The sequence below is a fragment of the Criblamydia sequanensis CRIB-18 genome (assembly GCF_000750955.1).
GTDB classification, from domain to species: domain Bacteria; phylum Chlamydiota; class Chlamydiia; order Chlamydiales; family Criblamydiaceae; genus Criblamydia; species Criblamydia sequanensis.
Genome location: NZ_CCEJ010000015.1, coordinates 1 through 14,220 on the forward strand (window position 1 = coordinate 1; position 14,220 = coordinate 14,220).

Genomic DNA, 14,220 nt, shown 5'->3' on the forward strand with positions numbered 1-14,220 from the left:
AGAGAAATTTAAACGTAAGTTTTCTTTTCTAAACCCACTGAAATCTTTAATCGCATTCAAAGCAGGTGGTTTAAAGTCATTTTACCCCCCCCCCCCTAATTTCTATCTATCTTCCAAAGCCATTTTTAAGAATAATGATTTTAATAATTGAAAGTTAAAATTATGGCTTATTTGAAATTTATTAAAAAAGTGGTTTCCAGAACAACCTATTGAAATAATGATTTTTATAGATGTATATATATAATAAAAAAAGGTGATGCGTTGAGAATGGTATATATTTTCTTTCTTTTGAGTTTGTTTTCATTAAAGGCAGAAGACTATTCATGGGATAATAGGGTTTACTTAGCGAGCTTTCCAAGATGCGGCAACCACTGGATGAGGTATCTAATCGAAGAGGCTACAGGAATTGCTACAAGCTCAGTGTATCAAGACCAAACGTTACCCCCCCACATGGATAGGGTCTTTCCATGGGGCGGGTATTGTGCTGATAAAGGCTATGAAGGCAATCGGGAGTATCCAAAGGAAGGGGAGATCGTGGTAGTCAAAACCCATTGCCCTTGTTTTCCGCCCAATTGTTTTGATGAATTGCCTTATACCAAAACGATAAGAATCGTAAGACATCCCGTTGACACGTTTTATTCATTTCACAAGTATTTGCAAGAGACTGTAAATAACCAAACATCATTACATCAGTGCTTGGGGGAATTTGTCTATCTTTTGAACTTAGTCGAAGAGTATTGGGAGGCCCAAGAAAATGTTTTTACTATCCGGTATGAGGACTTGCATCGCGATCCTTTTTTCGTTTTGAAAACTGCATTAAGTGAAATAGGCTATAAAACCCATGACAGGGATGTTATAAGAGCTGTAAAAACATACCCTCCTCAAGGAGAGATTTTAAAACACATCTCTCATTATACCGAAGATGAGCTTATTTGGTTGGAAAGCCAATTGGACCATTACATGAAAAAATATCAATATGAGATACCACTTCTTTTAAAAGAAGAATTTTAGAGAAAAGTAACAGTTTAAAATGGCAATCAAAAAAGCAACTTTAGATTTCCATACTTAAATGCTTTTATTTTTTTTTACATTTACTTCTTTTAATATTATTTCCTGTTTATCATGCTTTCAGCTTTTATGATTTATAAAGAGATATTCTTAAATCATAGGAATATATAATCGATAAAACGCTATAACTGAAGAAGCTAAAATTTTTAATTCGATTTTTCATCAGAAAATAAGATAAACTTAAGAACAAAAAATAACATATAAATTGGAGGCGATTATGCATAGCGTTGACGTTACCCTAGCACCCACTCAATGTGGCACACAGGGAAACTCAGATGGTGCAGTCGAGGAAGTTTCGGATAACAAATACGTCATAGATGTGATCTTTAAAACCATGCCTGATCTTAATAACACTTTAGATCTTGTGAGGACTCATTTGGCAAGGGTAAAGCAAGGGACTTATCACAAATCAAGCACATGGACTGATGAAGAAGGACAAACTAAGAGATATTTTGTCTACAAAACAGGTCCGGGTTCGGAATTTGAAGTGCTCGAAAAAAATGAAACTAATAAAGCAAGAATAAAGGAAATAAGAAGTGTGGCGAAGGCAAAGCTTGTCATTAGAGTATCTGTTAAAGAAGATACTTCGGAAAAAGCGCTTATGATATAGGGTTATAAAAGCTTATTTTCTTTTTAGCGAGTCAAAGTACATTTTTTTTTGAGTGGTTCTATGAATGGATGGCCAATATTCGTTATTTTAATGAGTATTGCAATTATTTTAGTTGGTATTGGTTTAAAATGGCGCATTCCCTATCCAATAACTTTAGTATTAGGGGGTGCGGCATTAGGGTTTATTCCCGGTTTAAAGGAAATTCACTTTAACCCCAATTTGATTCTAATCATCGTCTTGCCTCCTATTCTTTTTTATGCTGCCTATAGCATCTCAAACAAAGAATTTCTTAAGAACATTTATGATATTCTTTGGCTCGCTTTAGGACTTGTTCTTGCTACAACTTTTATTGTAGGCCTTATATTTAAAGGGCTTTTTCCGGAATACCCCTGGGCTTTAGCGTTTGCCTTCGGAGCAATTGTATCGCCGCCGGATGCGGTAGCCGCAACCGCCATCTTAAAGCGGTTTTCTATCAATAGCCGCCTTCTCACTATACTTGAAGGGGAAAGTCTTATTAATGATGCGACAGGCCTTGTTTTATATAAACTTGCTGTTATCGCGCTTCTTGCAGGCTCTTTCTCTGTCACTGAAGCAAGCTTTGAATTTGTCCAAATGGCAATTGGAGGTATTGCCATAGGTATTCTTTCAGGTTATCTTTTAAATTTATTTTCGAGTAAATTCTTTAGCCCTATCTTAGCAGTAGTTTTTTCTTTTGCAATCCCCTACATTGCCTACAGTGCGGCCGATTTTTTTGAAGTCTCAGGTGTATTGGCGGTTGTGATCAATGGACTTATTGGCTCAAGGCTTTTGATCACCCACTTTATGTCAATAACGAGAATTATTGCTTGGGTGACTTGGGATGTTTTTATTATCATCTTAAACTGTTTTATTTTTATTCTTATTGGCTTGCAGCTTCAAGGAATTGTTGAAAGGCTTACATTTTCTAAAGCGTTTCTCTATTCTTTTTATGCCTTTCTTATTACCGCTGCCATGATGTTGATACGTTTTATTTGGGTTTATGCAAGAAACCGTGCCATTTGCATGAGCCGAAATATTGTCAGCCAGTTTTGCCAAACAAACTTTGGGGATGCGGCAATTATCAGCTGGTGTGGTATGAGGGGAATTGTCTCTCTTGCTGCCGCTTTAGCGCTGCCGTTTTATTTGCCGGATGGGACTGATCTGCCGGGTCGAGATGTTGTTATTTTTCTAACCTTTCTTATTATCGTCTATACGATGCTGATTGCCGGGCTTTCTTTGCCTTTGCTTTTAAAAAGCCTGCATGTTGAAGAAACAGAGGAAATTAAGGATGCGACCATCCCCAGAAAAAAACTCATTCGTACCGCTCAAAGCGAAATTGAAAACCTTCGTCAATCAAAGCTAATAGAAGAAGAAGATTATCTTTTTCTTCTTACCTATTTCAAGCTTCGCCACCAAATGCTTGAAATTTCTTCTAGGCAAGATAAATTAAAACACCCTATTGAATCAGCAAGGCTTAAGATAATTTCCAGAAAAAGAAAGCACTTAATTGAAATGTGGGAAAAAAATGAAATTAATGATGAGCTATTCAACCTACTTGAAGGAGAAATTGATCTCGAAGAATCTTCTATAGCAAGAGCTATTCTTTAACTCCTTATGGGGACCAAATCTCAACACGTAAATCTATTTTTAGAACGCAAGATGCAAGTTTTATGTTCCTTGCGAGTTTTTTTAGTTCACGGGTTCAAAAGCATGGCGTCAATTGCTGACGCTAGATCCTCAAACTCAAAGGAACCGTTATAGCGGTGTTCATTGATAAAAAAAGTGGGAGTGCCGTTGACGCCGCTTTTCACCCCTCCAAGAAAATCACTTTTGATCTTAGACTCGAAAGTTTTTTTAGCAAGCGCTTCATTTAATTCATTGCTAGGCAGCTTTAAAGCGACGGCAAGCTCTTCAAACAAAGAATCGCTAAATAGATTTTGATTATCAAAAAGAAGATTATGCATTTGCCAATAGCGGTTAAATTGAGCCGCAAATTCTGCTGTTTCAGCCGCTTTTTCAGCAAAAGGGTGGATTTCAGTTAAAGGAAAATTACGGAAAACATAACGAAGTTGGTTGCCGAAGTGCTTAAGAATTTGCTGCATAACAACATGGGCTCTTTCGCAATGGGGGCATTGAAAATCCCCATATTCGACTAAAGTGATGGAAGCTTTATCGTTTCCCAAAATATGATCGGCTTTAGTGACCGGAACTTTTAAAGTAGACACTTTTTTAGACCTCCTATTTAGGAAGTTGTTCTAAGGCTTCTAGAATTCCATCAGCTCCGGGATTTTCACCCATAGGGGAGAGATAACTCCAGAAGACAATCCCGTTTTTGTCGATAACATATAAGGCTCTTTCACAAATGCCGCTTTCTTTCCTATAAGCGCCATATTTTTCTGCGACAGCGCCCTTGGGTTCAAAATCAGAGAGCAGAGGAAAATGAAGATTTCGATTTTGAGAAAAGGCGGCGTGGCACCAATTGCCATCTACAGAAAGGCCTAGCAGCTCTGCTTTATATTTTCTAAATTCTGGCAATATTTCATTGTAAAGCGCCATTTGATCGCTACAGACAGGGCTCCAGTCGGCAGGATAGAAAGCTAAAATCACGGGCTTGCCAAGAAGTTCAGAAAGAGCAATAGTTTGATCCGGTGTGACAAAGAGCTTAAATTCCGGTGCTTTAGCGCCTTTCGGAAGTAATTTATTCATTATTTTGCCGTTTGATGAATTAAAATAACTTTTTCTAGAAGTGAACTGAAATTAACTTCAAAGTAATTTTATTGTTTATTTACATCAAATGAAAATATAAAGTATAGATAATTAGCATGTTAAGGATTTTCTAATTTTTATTTTAGCTTAGCGACCTGGCTATAGCGAAAACAATCCGTACTATGATCATTAACAAGGCCTATCGCTTGCATATGGGCATACATGATGGTCGGTCCAACAAACTTAAAACCTCTTTTCTTTAAGTCTTTACTCAAAGCTTTAGAGAGTTCTGTTTCCGCGGGAAGCGATTTACTTGATTCAAAACAATTTTGAATAGGCTTTCCTTTAACAAATTGCCATATGTAGTTATCAAAAGAGCCGAATTCTTTTTGAACTTCGAGAAAGCATTTGGCGTTAATAATAGCGGCTTCAATTTTAAGCTTATTACGAATGATGCCCTCATTGTTTAGAAGCTCTGAGACTTTCTGACTATCGAACTTAGCGACTTTTTTAGGGTCAAAGCCTGCAAAGGCTTTTCGATAATTTTCCCGCCTTCTAAGAATGGTATTCCAGCTAAGTCCGGCTTGGGCACCTTCAAGAATTAAAAATTCAAAATGTTTTTTTTCGTCGTGAACGGGGACGCCCCATTCGCAATCATGGTAGGAAGTGGAAAGTTCATCTTCGGGTTGAACCCAAGAACATCTTTGAAAATCTTTATTTTTTTTCATGCGCCCATCTGGCCGGCTTTTTATTTTGTTAAAGAAGAATAAACTTTTCCTTAAATTCTGTGCTATTGTAAAAAAATTTACTTTAACCGGAAAAAATAATTGTATGAAAAATGATGTTCCAAATCCAACGGATTGTTGGAATCCTGAGCAGTATAAAAAGTTTGAAAAAGAAAGAAACCAGCCCTTTTTTGACTTGATTAAGATGATCCACCCCAAACCCGATATGAGCGTTTTAGATCTAGGCTGCGGCGATGGCGGGTTGACAAGAATGCTCCATGACCACTTATCGTCAAAAAAAACACTTGGAATTGATTCTTCTCTTGCGATGCTAAAGAATTCCTACGCCAAAAAAACACCGAGCCTGCATTTCCAATTAGAAAAAATCGAGGCTTTTAAACCGAATCAAAAATTTGATTTGATTTTTTCAAATGCGGCTCTTCAATGGGTTCCAAATCATATTGAGCTTTTCGAAAGTTTTCCCGGGATGCTTGAAGAAAAAGGGCAAGTGGCGATTCAAATGCCGGATAATTTTGACTTCCCAACTCATCGACTAGCTAAGGAATTAGCCCTTGAACCTTCATTCAGCCCTTATTTGGATAAGGAAAAAGAGCCCTCGGTTTTACCTTTAGAGGTATATTCCGATCTATTATTCAGATCCGGTTTTAAAAAACAGGACGTAAGAATTCAAGTTTACTCTCATTTACTGGAATCAACAGATAGCGTGATCCAATGGGTAAGGGGCACACTTCTAACTTATTATGAAAGCGAACTACCTAAAGATAAATTCGAACTTTTTTTAAATCGCTATATCACCAAGATCAAAGATTATTTCGGTGAAAAAAAGCCTTTCTTTTTGCCTTTTAAGCGCATTTTAATTTGGGGCGAGCTTTAAGTTCTTTCTCTAAATTAATAAGGCTTTGATATAACCTTTTTATATCGTTTGGGTAATTCAGGGTTCACTATCTTACATCCGCTTTACAAGGCTTAAGATGGGCTTCTTTAGTCCTTGATACAGCCTCAAGCTTCAGGAAACTGAAAAAGATTGATAAAATTTTCTGAATAATTTTCGACTTTAAGTTCTGCTTGCGCTTCAAGCCAAGGTATAATCCCTTCTTTCCAAGGAAGGTTTGGAAGTCCTTTTGAAACAAGGCAAGAGCGAATCAACATTTCGGCAATGCTTGGATCTCCCCTATAATAAGGCTTTGCTTGACAGAACCACCAAAAAATGGCTCCCAGTTTTTTAAAAATGAGTGCTTCTTCCGTTTCTATCAAAGCTTCGTTAAAAAGGTCGGAAATATGATCCATGATCGCACTAATATTTTCAGGGGGGGTATGAGTAATTTCGAATTTATCGCCCCCAAGACTCTTTCCAAGGGTTGAGAGCCTAATGGGTTTTCCTTTTATCTCTCCTTCAAACGTTGCAAAATCGTTAAAGCTATCCAATTGCTTTATAAGCCTTTCCGGAAGAGAGCTATAACTATGCGTACATGGCGTGCTTACGAAGTAATAGGAGTCTGTTCTTTTCTGGCCAAACATGCGCCAGTCGCCCTTTCCGGATACCTTGGAGGCAAACTGCCTCTCTAATGCAAAAAAATTCAATAATTGGCTTAAACTAAGTTTTTTATCCGATAGGGCCTTGGCGCCGATTTGCGTGGCATGGTCAAGAATGAGTCCATAATTTTTTTGGTCAGTATCATAATTATAGGTCGACGCAAAATCCTTTACGCGTAAAACGTAGATTTGCCATAAGTTTTCATCTCTAACTCTTTCTTTTCCTGTTTCTAAAAGGTAAAGAAAGTCTTCGTCGGATAGAGTTTTATAATCGGGAACTTCTAAAAAATATCGGAGTTGCTCAAGTTCGATCGGATCTTTTAGTTTTGAAATATAATCTAAAAGAGGGAGAAAATCTTTCCATCTTCTTTCGCCTAGAATCTCAAATGAGATACTTTCAGATTGGGAAGCCTCTAAACCGAATGAAGTTTGAAGAGCCTCAGAAATTAGGTAATGGGGAAGTTCAAAAGCTGAATTCGCTTTTTCAACACCCTTGATGTTTTTTAAAAAAGAGGGAGTCTTTAAAAACTCTTCAATTTTTTCTGGCGCATAGCGAAATTTTTTCAACTTCTCAACGATTTTTTCAACTCGCTCTTGATCCTCTGTTTTTGAAGCTTCAATTTTTAGGGGTATCGGGTTAATAGGAAATTTATCAATAGGATTCATTTTCCCCCCTCTTACCTTTCGTTGATAAGATATGAAATGTTAATTAACGCTTTTTTATACAATTATACAATATTATTATAATTTATGTAATTATATGACCGAGTTAAAGTATAGATAATTTAGCTCTTTTTAAGCTTTGTTTGGTTCATCAGATAAAGTTGTATGATTTTTGATACTTCATTTTCAGGTTCATTTCTTGGCTTAAAAGTTCCCTCAGCAAGCCCTTTTAAGTAATCAAAATTATGCGAGATCACTTGATTCTTGATAAAATCTGAAAAGCATTTTTTAAGGGTGGCCTTCATCTCCTCCGGAAGAGGAAGATTGGGGACTTTATAGAGTAAGTCAAAGGCTTGAACCACCTGGTATTTCTTTTCATCGGTAATATCGATAAACTGATTTACGGTCTTCATTTTTTCATGGTGTGCAAAAGCTCTTGAAATCAGGGAGAGCTTATTTAAAAACTGTTTTGCAATTTCGAGATCTTCGCCGTCAGTTTTAATGAGGTATAAAGAAAGCAAATCCTTAAAATGATTGCCGTTATTGGCCTCTTCAAATTCTTTCATTTCAAAAATAAGGGTAGAAATAAATTCATTTTTATTGGCATTTGCAACTTGTAAAAGAGAGTAGTCCCGACCTTTTTTTAGTTCATGGATAAGATCAATCGTTGGCTTATTTTTCTCGTTTTTTGCGATTTCCCGGAACAAATTTTGGACGATTTTAGTATCAAGCACCTGGGGGTTGTTTAAATAAGCTTCGTGAAGTTCTTTCAAGAAAAGCTCATACTTTCCAAGTTTATAATCCCGATGAATCTCGTTGATCCAATTTTTTCCGCTTTGAAAACTTTTTTCTGCGTGTAACGAAGAGAATAGAATGAAAGAAAAGAAAATAAATAACAATCTGATCATATAAGTTCCAATTTTTATTAAGTATTAAGAATAATTTTTTTCTAGTTCAAGAAGCCATTTCTTTTTTGAGATCCCGCTTGAATAGCCGCCTAAGCCTCCATTTGATTGAATAACCCTATGGCACGGTATGACAATGGCTATTTGATTGACTCCATTTGCATTAGCACAAGCTCTAAAGGCGTTTGGCTTATTAAGGGATACGGCAAGTTCAGCGTAGGAGAGGGTGGTTCCATAAGGAATTTTACTTAATTCCTTCCAAACCATTTTTTGAAAGTCAGTGCCGCTTGGACAAAGAGGCGTTTTAAAATCTTTCAATCGCCCCTGAAAATAAAGAGAGAGTTCTTTTTCTATGGAATCGATAGCTTTATTTACCCCGTAAGAAACCGCAAAATTATTTTTCATTTGAAAGATAAATACTTTTTTTTCAATTTCTTTCCTGTTGATGAAATCCAAAAAATATAGAAACTGATCATCGCCAATGGCTAAAAGCGGTCCTATTTTGGTGTCAATAAGAGCCCCTGTAAGGTTTCTTGAGGGGTTTTTTAACTTGTTTTTTCCAACGATTTCATCGAAAAGTTTTTTATCTTCTATAAACATAATTTCTTCCGAAGTAATAAATTTTTAGATTAAGAGCTTAAGCTTGCTTGATACTCATTTGTTCGGGATAAATGAGCCCCAAGTTTTTTAGTCGCAAAAATAGAGAAGCCGATCACAAGGATAGAGGAGATTCCAATTATAGAAATGTGGGAGGAAGCAGCTCCTGAAGTTAGTAAAAGCAATTGATAAAGACAAGAAGCCCCTGATTTTCCAAACCTCGAGCCAATGCTATCAATCACAGATTTGGCACGAAGCCGCTCTTCAGATTCAATAGAGAGAAAAGCCATCTCTTTGCTTGTGTCAAAAAGAGTGTATTTAGCAGTTAATCCGAGGACATAGTGCATAGATCCTAAGGTTACAATAAGTAAAATCGGGCTCATCCCTAAAAAACTTGAAAAGGCGTTAAGATAGTCTCCAGGCATCATAAGAGAGCTGAAAAAGATAAAGCTTGTCATAAGCAAAGTAACAGGCGTAATTAAAGCGACTTTAGACCAAGAGAAGCGGTTAAAGATAAATCTCGATAAAAAAGCCATGCAGACCGCAAAAAAGCCGATATAGGAAGTGAGTTGATTGATATACGCATTATAAGCCTGTGGAGAAGGGTGAAGGCTTCTAATACTCTCTTTCCAAACAACTTCAATGAGATTACTTGTTAAACCAAAGCCAACGACTAAACTTGCAATGTAAAAAAGGGGTTTGGATTGAAAGATGGCAAGCAAGTTATCTTTAAAAGAATGCGCTTGCTTAAGCTTATTTTGCGAATCTTGCTTTAAATTTTCGGCCTTGGAATAAAGGGTTCTGTTTATTCCCATAATTATAAGCCCGCAAAAAGAGACCATAAGAATCATAATTTTAAGTGTTTCTTCCCAGGAATAAATATGGGTGAGCGTGTGGCATAGATAGTGGGACGTTTGACCGGATAGGATCCCTGCAAAATTTCCAACGAACATGCAAAGAGGGTAGAACTTTTTTGCTTCTTTTAAAGAGGTGTTTTCATTGACATACCCCCAGAAAAGAATCGATAAAATAAGAAGAGACCAGAGTTCCGCCGCGAGGTAAAAAAGGGTGTAATGCCAATTTGTGATCATGGCAATAAAGCCTTTAGCGCCTGTTGGTAAAACTCTTGTGAGAAAAGTATAGAGATTATTTAAAAAAAGAGTTTCCCTTATCGGATAAAGAAAACAGGCAAAAACAAGGTATAGGCTAAGAAGGGAGAAAGTGAAAAAATAAAAAGTCTTTTCACGGCCGAATTTATTGTATAGTTTAGAAAAAAAGTAGCTGGCTATAAACGCTAAGGGAAGCATGCCCCAAATTTTAATGAAGGGGATGACCTCGGCTCCGGCATCGCTTCCTGTAATGACAAGGGAATCTTTCAAATCTTTTAATGTATGATAAACAAAGATAATAAGAAAAAATTGCAGCAGCGTGAGAAGGCGTTTTTTTGCAGAAGTTGTCGATAGGTCAGGGAGAAATGTTTTTAAATTTATCATGGCTTTTTTTTTTGCAGTTTTCTGCAAAAAGAAAAAACCCGTTAAAGATTTGAAACTGATTTGATTCTTTGAAAAAGAAAACTTTTACAAAGAATGTGGGGGAAAGCTTAGGGTTTTTACTAATTTTTTGTCAAGAAGGGAAGGATGAAAATTGATGAATTTTTACCGAACTTTGATTTTTCAGAAGTCCATGAAAGGAAGATTTCAGCTCCGGCATCCCTTTTGTATGAACGATTGTCTAAAATAGATTTATCAAGATCTAAAAGTCTATCGATTCTATTTTGGCTAAGGGGGCTAAATACTAAAACAAATCCAAAAGAGAGCTTTGTTTTGCTTTGCGAAGAAAGCCCGAACGAAATCGTTTTTGGGCTTATCGGGCGTCCATGGAAGTTAAGAGGAGACCTGCAAAAGGTCACAAAAGAACAATTTGAAAAATTTAATGAGGGCTCGTTTGCCAAAATGGCATGGAATTTTTCTTTTAAACCGATCGGAAATGAGACCTTAGTTTCTACCGAAACTAGAATTTTATGTTTAGACAAAGAGTCCAAAAAAAAATTTAAACGTTATTGGTTTTTCATAAAACCTTTTAGCGGGTTTATTCGAAAAGAAATTTTAAAGCTTTTAGAAAAGGATTAAGGCCTTTTTCTTGCAAGAGCTCTAAAGAGGAAAGCGACGGCTAGGCCTGCAATAAATCCTCCGATATGCGCCATGTAAGCCACCCCCCCTTCTCCTTCCTGGGTTGAGGCTATAGCTCCAAATCCGCCCATAAATTGCAAAAGAAACCAAAATCCAATGACCATTAAAGCCGAGAGCTGTACCGCTGAATAGCCGATCATAACATTTACCTTACCCTTAGGGAAAAGTAAGATATAGGCCCCTAAAACCCCTGCAATAGCTCCTGAGGCGCCTAGATTCGGGATGCTGGATTTCGGGTCAATCATTAATTGAGCGAAAGTTGCCGCCATTCCGGAAACGAGGTAAAAAATCAAATACTTCAGTTTTCCAAAATGATCTTCAACATTATCGCCAAAAATCCATAGGTAAAGCATGTTCCCGACTAAATGTCCAAGTCCGGCATGCATGAACATGGCAGTAAAGATCGTTGAAAAATTTGAATAGGGATTTTCTATAAAGCGATTAGGTGTAAAAGCCCATTTTAAAATAAAAGGCTCGCCTCCCTTCATTTCCAAAAAGAAAACGAGGATGTTGATGATAATTAAAGCGTAGGTAACAATCGGTGTTGATTTCCTAAGCGAGTTGTCGTCTCCAAGTGGAATCATTCTTTAAATCTTAAGGTTGACCTTTTATGGGGCATAGGTAGAATAAAAACATATAAAATTCCTTTTAATTTTTTTACAAGGACTAAAAAATGGTTAAAAGTTGTAAAGAAAGCCTTACGGATCTTTGGTCTACCGGAAGAGGGCCCTATTTGCTTCTAGCTCTTCTGTCTTTTGCAATTTTTTTAGCCCCTTGGCTTATCATTGAAAAAATCGTCTCGCAAGTTCTTATTCAATCGATCTTTTTGATTGTGCTGATTACAGGTGTTTTTGCTATTTCATCCAATAGGCTCTATCGTTTAATTACAGTTTTGATTAGCGTTTTAGCTGTTTTTTCAAGGGCTTGGCATCAGTATGACGTATCAAATATAGCCCTTTCCTTTTTCGAAAATATTTTTGCGGTCGGCACTCTTTTCGTATTTGGGATTTTAATGTTTAGACGATTTCTAAGAGGGGATACCCTTTTACAATACCGCATTGCAGCAGCCGTCGCCATTTATTTACTGATTGGTTTAATTTGGGGCCATCTTTATAATATGATTCATATCCTTGACCCCAATTCCTTTGCGATCGATCACAATCCAAATGAGTTTGTTTTAAGCTATTTTAGCTTTGTAACCCTTGTAACTCTAGGGTATGGAGACGTTGTTCCTGTCAGCTCAGCTGCGCGAAGTTTAGCTATTTTAGAAGGGGTTGTAGGGCAGCTTTATATGGTTATTTTGATTTCATCGCTTGTGTCGGAGTTTTCTTCGTTAGCGGTTAAAAAAGTCATTGAAAATCCAAATCAGTTATAATTAAAGAATCGTTATGCCCTTTACAATAGATGGCTCTTGGGTGCCAAGTAAACCTGCTTCTGAAAATATTAAACCTGTTAAAGTCCGGCTTGTCAAAAGAGGAAAAAGCATTTTGACAGTAATTTTAAATTTGAACAAGCCGGAAAAAGAACTCTTGGATCTCGCTTCACTTCTAAAAAAGAAGCTTGGGAGCGGCGGCGCGCTTAAAGAAGAGACGATCGAAATCCAAGGCGATAAGGTTAATGAAGTCCTTAAACTTTTAAAGGAGCTTGGAATCAAGGCCTCCTAGTATTAATATTCTTCTTCGCCCCAGCCTTTCTTACTCAAGAATTCCTCATAGGTTCCCAAAAAAAGCTCTTGGCGGCCTTCATGGCAGACTATGATTTTATCAAGAGCCATTCTTTTTAAAATCAATTCGCTATGCGATACCATAATGACAGCGCCATCAAAATCTTCGATCGCATCAATTAAGGCTTCAATCGATTCCATATCCAAGTGGTGGGTCGGTTCATCAAGAAGAAGCAAGTTGCTTGGGGTTGCAAGAATTTTCCCTAAAAGGACGCGGCTTTTTTCGCCTCCTGATAAAACAGAATTGGTTTTGCAAGACTTATCCCCGCTAAACATCATAAGGCCGCAAATGCCTTTTACTTGCGTCAAACTAAGTTTCGGATTGGCTGCTGCGATTTCTTCTTCGATAGTATGCTTAGGGTGCAAGCGATCGATGTTGGTTTGTCCGAAATAACCGATGGAGAGATTATCGCTCCTATCGAAAGTTCCGCTATCGGCTTCCAGTTCACCCGCTAAGAGCTTAAGAATTGTCGATTTGCCCCGGCCATTTTTTCCGATGATGGCGATCCTTTCATTTTTCTCAACCAGAAGGGAGAACTTTTGAATCAAAGGAGTTTCGGCTTTTTTGTCATAAGAAAAAGAAAGATTTTTGGCCTCAAGCATCTTTTTCCCGGGAAAAGCGGCTTCATTAAATTGAAAATCAAGCTGATATAAATTCTTTAAACTTTCCATTACAGGAATTCGGCTTAACATCTTTTGCTTGGATTGCGCTTGAGTGGCCTTTGAGGCTTTCGCGCCAAAACGGTCGATAAACCCTTGCAGGTGATCTCTTTTCTTCTCAAGGTTGACCCTTGTTTTTTCATGAATTTCTTCTTGCTGCATGATTTGCTCAAAGAAGGGGATCGTTCCGCCTTTTACCTTGCTGACTTTTTGTCTATGAATCCCAAGGGTATGGGTAGAAACGGTATCCAGAAACTCCCGATCGTGGGAAATTAGGATAAATTCGCCGCGCCATTCGCTTAAGAATTTGGTAAACCATCGTATTGAGACGATGTCAAGATAGTTTGTCGGTTCATCTAAAAGCAAGCAATCAGGTTCGCTGATCAATACTTTTGCAAGATGGAGCCTAAGCTGATAGCCGCCTGAAAAATCTCTTGGATCTCTTTCTAAATCGGCTTCTTTAAATCCAAGGCCAAAAAGAATGCTTTCGGCTTTATAAATGCAGTCCTGTTCATCGGGTCTAAGCCCAAGGGCCGCTTCGTCAATTAGGGTTTGCTTGGAAAAAACAATATGCTGGTCAAGCATCCCTATTTCATAGTTTTTTCGTTTCGCAATGGTTCCCTTATCCGGGGTTTCTTTTCCGGTTAATAGTCTAAAAAGAGAGGATTTTCCGGCGCCGTTTCGTCCAACAAGTGAACATCTTTCCCCCGGTTGAATGCTGAAACACGCATCTTTAAATAAATCTTCTCCGTGATAGGAGAGAGCGAGACCGCCTACCTGAATCATAAAAAATCTCAAAATA

The 14,220-nt window shown here is 37.5% G+C and carries 16 protein-coding genes; 7 read left to right on the top strand and 9 right to left on the bottom strand.

Annotated features, from left to right (window positions below):
• Window positions 1-267 precede the first annotated feature (267 nt).
• From CSEC_RS12130 to CSEC_RS12140, 3 genes are all read left to right on the top strand, one after another.
• Window positions 268-1,011 carry a sulfotransferase domain-containing protein gene (locus CSEC_RS12130; RefSeq protein ID WP_041018765.1) on the top strand — a complete coding sequence of 248 codons (744 nt, stop codon included), beginning with the start codon at window positions 268-270 and terminating at the stop codon, window positions 1,009-1,011.
• Window positions 1,012-1,285: 274 nt separating this feature from the next.
• Window positions 1,286-1,678 carry a hypothetical protein gene (locus tag CSEC_RS12135; RefSeq protein ID WP_041018766.1) on the top strand — a complete coding sequence of 131 codons (393 nt, stop codon included), beginning with the start codon at window positions 1,286-1,288 and terminating at the stop codon, window positions 1,676-1,678.
• 60 nt (window positions 1,679-1,738) lie between these two features.
• A complete protein-coding gene (locus tag CSEC_RS12140; protein WP_079978068.1) occupies window positions 1,739-3,304 on the top strand; it encodes a Na+/H+ antiporter in 1,566 nt (521 codons plus the stop codon).
• A gap of 86 nt (window positions 3,305-3,390) precedes the next feature.
• On the opposite strand, the gene CSEC_RS12145 is transcribed toward CSEC_RS12140, so the two are convergent.
• The 3 genes from CSEC_RS12145 to CSEC_RS12155 form a co-directional block, all read right to left on the bottom strand.
• Window positions 3,391-3,921, bottom strand: coding sequence for a DsbA family protein (locus CSEC_RS12145; protein WP_041018768.1), 531 nt, complete (start codon window positions 3,919-3,921; stop codon window positions 3,391-3,393).
• A 13-nt stretch (window positions 3,922-3,934) separates the two neighbouring features.
• Window positions 3,935-4,402: a redoxin domain-containing protein gene (locus CSEC_RS12150; RefSeq protein WP_041018769.1), complete on the bottom strand. Its 468-nt coding sequence runs from the start codon at window positions 4,400-4,402 to the stop codon at window positions 3,935-3,937.
• Window positions 4,403-4,539: 137 nt separating this feature from the next.
• Complete coding sequence (locus CSEC_RS12155) at window positions 4,540-5,130, bottom strand: DNA-3-methyladenine glycosylase I (RefSeq protein ID WP_041018770.1); 591 nt, start codon at window positions 5,128-5,130, stop codon at window positions 4,540-4,542.
• Window positions 5,131-5,233: 103 nt separating this feature from the next.
• On the opposite strand from CSEC_RS12155, the gene CSEC_RS12160 reads away from it, so the two are divergent.
• Window positions 5,234-6,022, top strand: coding sequence for a methyltransferase domain-containing protein (locus tag CSEC_RS12160; protein WP_041018793.1), 789 nt, complete (start codon window positions 5,234-5,236; stop codon window positions 6,020-6,022).
• 125 nt (window positions 6,023-6,147) lie between these two features.
• Here the strand turns inward: CSEC_RS12160 and CSEC_RS12165 are convergent, their stop codons facing one another.
• The 4 genes from CSEC_RS12165 to CSEC_RS12180 all read right to left on the bottom strand — a co-directional run bounded on the left by CSEC_RS12165 (window position 6,148) and on the right by CSEC_RS12180 (window position 10,339).
• Complete coding sequence (locus CSEC_RS12165) at window positions 6,148-7,347, bottom strand: hypothetical protein (protein ID WP_041018771.1); 1,200 nt, start codon at window positions 7,345-7,347, stop codon at window positions 6,148-6,150.
• Between the two features lie 119 nt (window positions 7,348-7,466).
• Window positions 7,467-8,252, bottom strand: coding sequence for a hypothetical protein (locus tag CSEC_RS12170; protein ID WP_041018772.1), 786 nt, complete (start codon window positions 8,250-8,252; stop codon window positions 7,467-7,469).
• A gap of 24 nt (window positions 8,253-8,276) precedes the next feature.
• Window positions 8,277-8,849 (bottom strand): methylated-DNA--[protein]-cysteine S-methyltransferase, encoded by a 573-nt coding sequence (locus CSEC_RS12175; RefSeq protein ID WP_053332056.1) that lies wholly within the window; start codon window positions 8,847-8,849, stop codon window positions 8,277-8,279.
• 29 nt (window positions 8,850-8,878) lie between these two features.
• Window positions 8,879-10,339: an Npt1/Npt2 family nucleotide transporter gene (locus CSEC_RS12180; RefSeq protein WP_154017711.1), complete on the bottom strand. Its 1,461-nt coding sequence runs from the start codon at window positions 10,337-10,339 to the stop codon at window positions 8,879-8,881.
• A gap of 144 nt (window positions 10,340-10,483) precedes the next feature.
• Between CSEC_RS12180 and CSEC_RS12850 the strand changes: the two genes are divergently transcribed.
• Window positions 10,484-10,975, top strand: a complete 492-nt coding sequence (locus CSEC_RS12850) for a hypothetical protein (protein ID WP_053332057.1) — start codon at window positions 10,484-10,486, stop codon at window positions 10,973-10,975.
• Here the strand turns inward: CSEC_RS12850 and CSEC_RS12190 are convergent.
• Window positions 10,972-11,619: a rhomboid family intramembrane serine protease gene (locus CSEC_RS12190; protein ID WP_041018774.1), complete on the bottom strand. Its 648-nt coding sequence runs from the start codon at window positions 11,617-11,619 to the stop codon at window positions 10,972-10,974. The genes CSEC_RS12850 and CSEC_RS12190 overlap by 4 nt on opposite strands.
• Window positions 11,620-11,708: 89 nt before the next feature.
• Between CSEC_RS12190 and CSEC_RS12855 the strand changes: the two genes are divergently transcribed.
• Together CSEC_RS12855 and CSEC_RS12200 are read left to right on the top strand one after the other, a co-directional pair.
• Window positions 11,709-12,410 carry a potassium channel family protein gene (locus tag CSEC_RS12855; protein ID WP_053332058.1) on the top strand — a complete coding sequence of 234 codons (702 nt, stop codon included), beginning with the start codon at window positions 11,709-11,711 and terminating at the stop codon, window positions 12,408-12,410.
• 13 nt (window positions 12,411-12,423) lie between these two features.
• A complete protein-coding gene (locus CSEC_RS12200) occupies window positions 12,424-12,699 on the top strand; it encodes a translation initiation factor (protein ID WP_053332059.1) in 276 nt (91 codons plus the stop codon).
• A 2-nt stretch (window positions 12,700-12,701) separates the two neighbouring features.
• Here the strand turns inward: CSEC_RS12200 and CSEC_RS12205 are convergent, their stop codons facing one another.
• The gene (locus tag CSEC_RS12205; protein WP_237559249.1) at window positions 12,702-14,204 is read right to left on the bottom strand and encodes an ABC-F family ATP-binding cassette domain-containing protein; all 1,503 of its coding nucleotides are present in this window, start codon (window positions 14,202-14,204) and stop codon (window positions 12,702-12,704) included.
• Window positions 14,205-14,220 lie beyond the last annotated feature (16 nt).

Bases quoted from the DNA above. Each gene is read 5' to 3' on its own strand.
- CSEC_RS12855 (WP_053332058.1), top strand. From the start codon at position 11,709: ATGGTTAAAAGTTGTAAAGAAAGCCTTACGGATCTTTGGTCTACCGGA.
- CSEC_RS12850 (WP_053332057.1), top strand. From the start codon at position 10,484: ATGAAAATTGATGAATTTTTACCGAACTTTGATTTTTCAGAAGTCCAT.
- CSEC_RS12205 (WP_237559249.1), bottom strand. From the start codon at position 14,204: ATGATTCAGGTAGGCGGTCTCGCTCTCTCCTATCACGGAGAAGATTTA.
- CSEC_RS12200 (WP_053332059.1), top strand. From the start codon at position 12,424: ATGCCCTTTACAATAGATGGCTCTTGGGTGCCAAGTAAACCTGCTTCT.
- CSEC_RS12155 (WP_041018770.1), bottom strand. From the start codon at position 5,130: ATGAAAAAAAATAAAGATTTTCAAAGATGTTCTTGGGTTCAACCCGAA.
- CSEC_RS12165 (WP_041018771.1), bottom strand. From the start codon at position 7,347: ATGAATCCTATTGATAAATTTCCTATTAACCCGATACCCCTAAAAATT.
- CSEC_RS12160 (WP_041018793.1), top strand. From the start codon at position 5,234: ATGAAAAATGATGTTCCAAATCCAACGGATTGTTGGAATCCTGAGCAG.
- CSEC_RS12130 (WP_041018765.1), top strand. From the start codon at position 268: ATGGTATATATTTTCTTTCTTTTGAGTTTGTTTTCATTAAAGGCAGAA.
- CSEC_RS12170 (WP_041018772.1), bottom strand. From the start codon at position 8,252: ATGATCAGATTGTTATTTATTTTCTTTTCTTTCATTCTATTCTCTTCG.
- CSEC_RS12135 (WP_041018766.1), top strand. From the start codon at position 1,286: ATGCATAGCGTTGACGTTACCCTAGCACCCACTCAATGTGGCACACAG.
- CSEC_RS12180 (WP_154017711.1), bottom strand. From the start codon at position 10,339: ATGATAAATTTAAAAACATTTCTCCCTGACCTATCGACAACTTCTGCA.
- CSEC_RS12140 (WP_079978068.1), top strand. From the start codon at position 1,739: ATGAATGGATGGCCAATATTCGTTATTTTAATGAGTATTGCAATTATT.
- CSEC_RS12150 (WP_041018769.1), bottom strand. From the start codon at position 4,402: ATGAATAAATTACTTCCGAAAGGCGCTAAAGCACCGGAATTTAAGCTC.
- CSEC_RS12175 (WP_053332056.1), bottom strand. From the start codon at position 8,849: ATGTTTATAGAAGATAAAAAACTTTTCGATGAAATCGTTGGAAAAAAC.
- CSEC_RS12190 (WP_041018774.1), bottom strand. From the start codon at position 11,619: ATGATTCCACTTGGAGACGACAACTCGCTTAGGAAATCAACACCGATT.